Genomic DNA, 4,949 nt, shown 5'->3' with positions numbered 1-4,949 from the left:
CGAGTCGGTCCCGACCGGCGGCGGCGCGTGGGCCCCGACGATCCGCCACCACGACGGCCGGTTCCACCTCGTGATCACCGACGCGATGGGTCGCGGGATGCTGCACTTCACGGCCGACGACGCCGCGGGACCCTGGTCGGACGGCGACCTCATCGTGATGGCAGACGGCTCGGAGAGCGTCTTCGGCATCGACCCCGACATCGCGTGGGACGCCGACGGCACCTGCTACATCACCTTCTCGGGCCTGCTGCTGTCCGGCGACCTGGACCCGAACGCCCCCACGCACCTGGGCATCCAGCAGGTGCGGGTCGACCTCGACACCCACACGGCGCTCGAGGCGCCGCGGTCGCTGTGGTCGGGAACGGGCCTGATGTTCCCCGAGGCGCCTCACCTGTACGAGATCGACGGCTCCTGGTACCTGATGATCGCCGAGGGCGGCACCGAGCGCGGCCACGCGATCAGCATCGCGCGCGGTGACGGTCCGGAGGGACCCTTCGAGGGCGCCCCCGGCAATCCGCTGGTCTCGGCGCGCTCGACGCCCCGCCCCATCCAGAACACCGGTCACGGCGACCTCGTCGTCGGCCCCGACGGTCGGTGGCTGTGCGTGCTCTTGGGCGTGCGGCCGCGCAGCGGCACCCGAGCCTTCTCGGCGCTCGGCCGCGAGACCTTCGTCACCGAGGTCACGTGGCGGGACGGCTGGCCCGGCATCGCTCCCGTCGAGCTGAACCCCCGCCCCGGCACGCGCGTCGACGTCGACTTCTCGGCGCCTCTGGACGCGGAGTGGATCTCGGTGCGCCGATTCCCCGACGAGGTGTGCCGACGGGACGACGGCCGTCTCGTGCTGACCGCCGACGGGTCGACCCTCGCCGACGCCCGGCCGGTCTTCGTCGGACGCCGTCAGGAGCACCTGACGAACGAGGTGACGGTGCGGCTGGACGTCTCCGCGGGCACCGGCGGTCTCGCCGTTCGCTACGACGAGCGGTTCTTCGTCGAGATCGAGGCCGACGGGCAGTCGGTCACCGCCCGCGCCCACATCGGCGGGCTGCTGCAGGAGTGGACGGCGGCCGCGGCGTCGAACGTCGTCGACCTGCACCTCGCGTCACGACCGCCGCAGGCCGCGGCCGCCATGGTGACCACGAGCGATGAGTTCCACCTGGCAGCGACCGTCGACGGGACCCGGATCGATCTCGCGCGCGTCGACGGACGATTCCTGTCGAGCGAGGTGACCGAGTCGTTCACGGGCCGGGTCATCGGCGTCTACGCGGTCTCCGGCGAGGTCGCCGTATCGTCGTGGGTGGCGGAGGGACACGACGGATGACGGATGCGACCGCTCACGTGCGAGCGGAGCTGCGGGATGACGTCCCCCTGGTCGCGACCGAGACGCCGCGGCTGACCTGGCAGGTGGCGGACGCGCCGGGCGGATGGCGGCAGCGCTCGGTGGACCTCACCGACGGCGTCGACACCGTGACCCTCGACACGTCCGACAGCGTTCTCGTCGCCTGGCCGTTCGCGCCGCTGGCAGCCGGCGAGCGCCGTGACGTGGCGGTGCGCGTGCACTCGACGGCGGGGGAGTCCACGCGATGGAGCGCACCGACACCCGTCACGGCGGCCTTCCTCGCCGAGGGCGAGTGGGTCGCCGAGCCCGTCGGGCTCGCGTCGCCCTCGCGCGACGCCCAGCCGTTCGAGGTGCGCACGCGCTTCGCCCTCGGCGATGACGTCGCACGGGCGGAGCTGCTGTGGACGGCCCTCGGCGTCGCCGAGCCGCGCGTGAACGGCGTGGCGGTCTCCGACGATGTGCTCGCGCCGGGGTGGACCGCGTACCGCGACCGTCTCGTGCACGAGACGGTCGATGTGACCGAGCTCGTGCATCCCGGTGAGAACGAGCTCGCCGCCGCCGTCGCCGGCGCCTGGTACACCGAGAAGTACGGCTTCTTCACCTTCACCGACCGCCTCTACGGCACCCAGCCCTCTTTCCTCGCCCAGGTGCGCATCACCGCCGTCGACGGCACGGTGCGCACCGTCGCCGCGACCGACGCGTCATGGGAGGCGGCCGGCGACGGCCCCGTCGTCGACAGCGGGATCTACGCCGGTGAGCATCAGGACCTCCGCCGGACCGCGGCGGCCTGGACGCCGGTTCGCGTCGGTGCCGCCGCGAAGGCGGGCTACGAGAGCGTGCCCGTGCCCGAGGCGCGCATCGCGCCGCCGGTGCGGCGCGTGCAGACTCTGCCGGTGGCGGATGTCATCGCGTCGCCGTCGGGCGGACGCATCCTCGATTTCGGCCAGAACCTCGTCGGCCGGCTGCGCATCCGCGCGGGCGGCGAGCGCGGCACCCGGCTCGTCGTGCGTCACGCCGAGGTGCTCGAGAACGGCGAGCTCGGCATCCGGCCGCTGCGCAACGCCGCCGCGACGGCGACCTTCGACCTGTCGGGCGACGACGAGGTGCTGGAGTCGCGGTTCAGCTTCTACGGCTTCCGCTACGCGGAGATCACCGGCGTCGATGTCTCTCCCGACGACGTCGAGGCGGTCGTGCTGCACACCGACATGCGCCGCACCGGATGGTTCGACTCGTCGCACGCCGAGCTCGACCGCCTTCACGAGAACGTCGTGTGGGGCATGCGCGGCAACTTCCTGTCGATCCCGACGGATTGCCCGCAGCGCGACGAACGCCTCGGGTGGACGGGGGACATCCAGGTGTTCGCGCCGACGGCGAGCTATCTCTACGACTGCGACGGGTTCCTCACGTCGTGGCTGCGCGACCTCGCCCACGAACAGGCTCGCACCGTCGACGGCTCCGTGCCGCTGGTCGTTCCCGCGGCGCTCCCCGGGTTCGGCTCCGGCGGTCCGACCGCGGCGTGGGGCGATGCCGCGACCGTCGTTCCCACCGTGATGCACGAACGCTTCGGCGATGTCGGGGTGGTGCAGGCGCAGTACGCGTCGATGCGGACGTGGGTCGAGGCCGTGCTCGCCGACACCGACGGCTCCGGCCTCTGGACCGGCCGCATGCAGCTCGGCGACTGGCTCGACCCCTCGGCTCCGCCGGATGACCCCGGAGCGGCCAAGGTGTCGGATGATGTCGTCGCGTCGGCCTACCTGGCACGGTCGCTGCGGCTGACCGCCGATGCGGCCGAGCTGCTCGGACACGACGAGGACGCCCGCCGCTACGGCGATCTGGCCGAGCGCAGCCGCACCGCCTTCGCCGCCGAGTTCGTCACGCCCGCCGGGCGCATGATGAACGACGCTCCCACCGCCTACGCGCTCGCCCTCGGCTTCGACCTGGTCGCCGACCCGCCCGTGCGCGCGGCGCTCGCGGCGCGACTGGCGGACGTGGTGCGCGAGGGCGGATACCGCATCGGCACCGGCTTCGTCGGCACGCCGCTCGTGGCCGACGCGCTCACGGAGGCCGGCCACCTCGAGGTGGCCGAGCGCCTGCTGCTGCAGACGGAGTGCCCGTCGTGGCTCTACCCGGTGACGATGGGCGCCACCACGGTATGGGAGCGGTGGGATTCCATGCTGCCCGACGGCACGATCAACCCCGGCGAGATGACCTCGTTCAACCACTACGCCCTCGGTGCGGTGGCCGACTGGCTGCACCGCTCGGTGGCCGGGCTCGCTCCGGCGGCGCCCGGATACCGCCGGCTGCGCATCGCGCCCCGCCCTCTCCCGGCGCTCGAGCACGCGTCGACCCGGCACCTCACGCCCTACGGCGACGCGGCGGTGGCGTGGCGACGCGAGGGCGACGAGGTCGTGGTGACGGCCGTGGTTCCCGCCAACACCGTCGCCGAGGTCGACCTGGGCGACGGCGACGTGCACGAGGTCGGATCGGGTACGCACACGTGGCGCACTGCCGCCGCGAAGCCGCGGCAGCATCCGCCCCTGCCCGGGCTCGACGCGATGCTCGCCGACGTGATCGACGACCCGCGCGCCTACCGCGCCCTGCTCGACACCCTGGCCGAGCATGCGCCGGAGCGGGCGGATGCGGTGCGCACGGGCACGGTGTGGGGCTCGCGCCGCGCCCTGTCGACGGCCCTGATGTTCACGCCGCCGCCGGTGCTCGCCGAGGTCGACGCCGCGATCCGCGCCGCCACCGCCTGACCCAGCCGCGGCTTCGACATCCGCGCGGGATCGAGTGCAGGTCAGCGGACGGTGAGGATGACGCGCTGCCAGCTCGCGAGGGGGTGGGTCGGATGCCGGTCGCGGGCCTCGGCGATCACGTGCACCGTGGTGCCGGGCTCGGCATCGGCCGGGATGAGCACGTGCGCGCGGGCCTCACCCTCGGGTGAATCCACGGCCTCGAGCGTCGCGCCCCGGCACGTGCCGGCGGCGTCGAAGATCGACCAATGCGCCTCGACGCGGTCTTCGTCGGGGTCGGTCGCTCGGGCGATGAGCGCGACGCTCTCGGCCGGCGCGACACTCCGGTCGGCGGCGCCGTCGAGCTCGAGGCGCGGGTGGTGGTTCGCGGCGGCGACCTCCGGCGTGATCGACCAGCGCAGGCGCGCGGCGAAGTCCGCCTGCGCGTCTGCGAACCATCGCGTGACCGAGTGCTCGTCGGCCTCGTCGCCAGCTCCGAAGGTGCGCGCGTCGACCGTTGCCCACGTGTCGGGTCCGATATCGGTGCGCTCCGCTCGTCCGCCCCACCCGCCGTAGGAGGGGTGCTCCCAGGCCCGCAGTCCCGGCACGAGCAGGTTCAACATCGTGGTCGTGTCGCCCTCGGATATCCACTCCCCGGCGGGCTGCGGCGGCATCCACACCTGGTAGCCGTCGGCGCGGAGTTCGTCGGCCGAACGCCCGGAGAGGTGGAAGTAGTCGGTCGGGTCGCCGGGCACCATCTGGCGTCCGTCGCCCCACACCCGGTAGAGCGCGCCGAGCGGGCCGGCGCTCGTGACGTTCTCGCGCATCCATTCCGCCGACAGCAGGGGGCGGTCCTCGTCGCGGATGGTCTCGCGGATCAG

3 protein-coding genes are annotated in these 4,949 nt (G+C 73.3%); 2 read left to right on the top strand and 1 reads right to left on the bottom strand.

The window, feature by feature from the left end; translation table 11 throughout:
* Positions 1-1,318 (top strand): family 43 glycosylhydrolase (locus B4E30_RS04510; RefSeq protein ID WP_286793677.1); only part of this gene is annotated, 1,318 nt, incomplete at its 5' end.
* On the top strand, positions 1,315-4,092 hold the full coding sequence (locus B4E30_RS04505; protein ID WP_286793676.1) for an alpha-L-rhamnosidase: 2,778 nt from the start codon (positions 1,315-1,317) through the stop codon (positions 4,090-4,092). The genes B4E30_RS04510 and B4E30_RS04505, both read left to right, overlap by 4 nt.
* Positions 4,093-4,133: 41 nt before the next feature.
* Here the strand turns inward: B4E30_RS04505 and B4E30_RS04500 are convergent.
* On the bottom strand, positions 4,134-4,949 hold an 816-nt coding region (locus tag B4E30_RS04500; protein ID WP_286793675.1), incomplete at its 5' end, for a nucleoside hydrolase-like domain-containing protein.

This window comes from Microbacterium sp. UBA3394 (assembly GCF_002358725.1).
In the GTDB taxonomy this organism is placed as follows: domain Bacteria; phylum Actinomycetota; class Actinomycetes; order Actinomycetales; family Microbacteriaceae; genus Microbacterium; species Microbacterium luteum.
The sequence above is the reverse complement of the archived record's forward strand: the minus strand, read 5'-3'. Positions and strand labels throughout refer to the sequence as shown.

What these genes read in the sequence shown, in the direction of transcription:
- B4E30_RS04505 (WP_286793676.1), top strand. Translation starts at nt 1,315, where the DNA reads ATGACGGATGCGACCGCTCACGTGCGAGCGGAGCTGCGGGATGACGTC.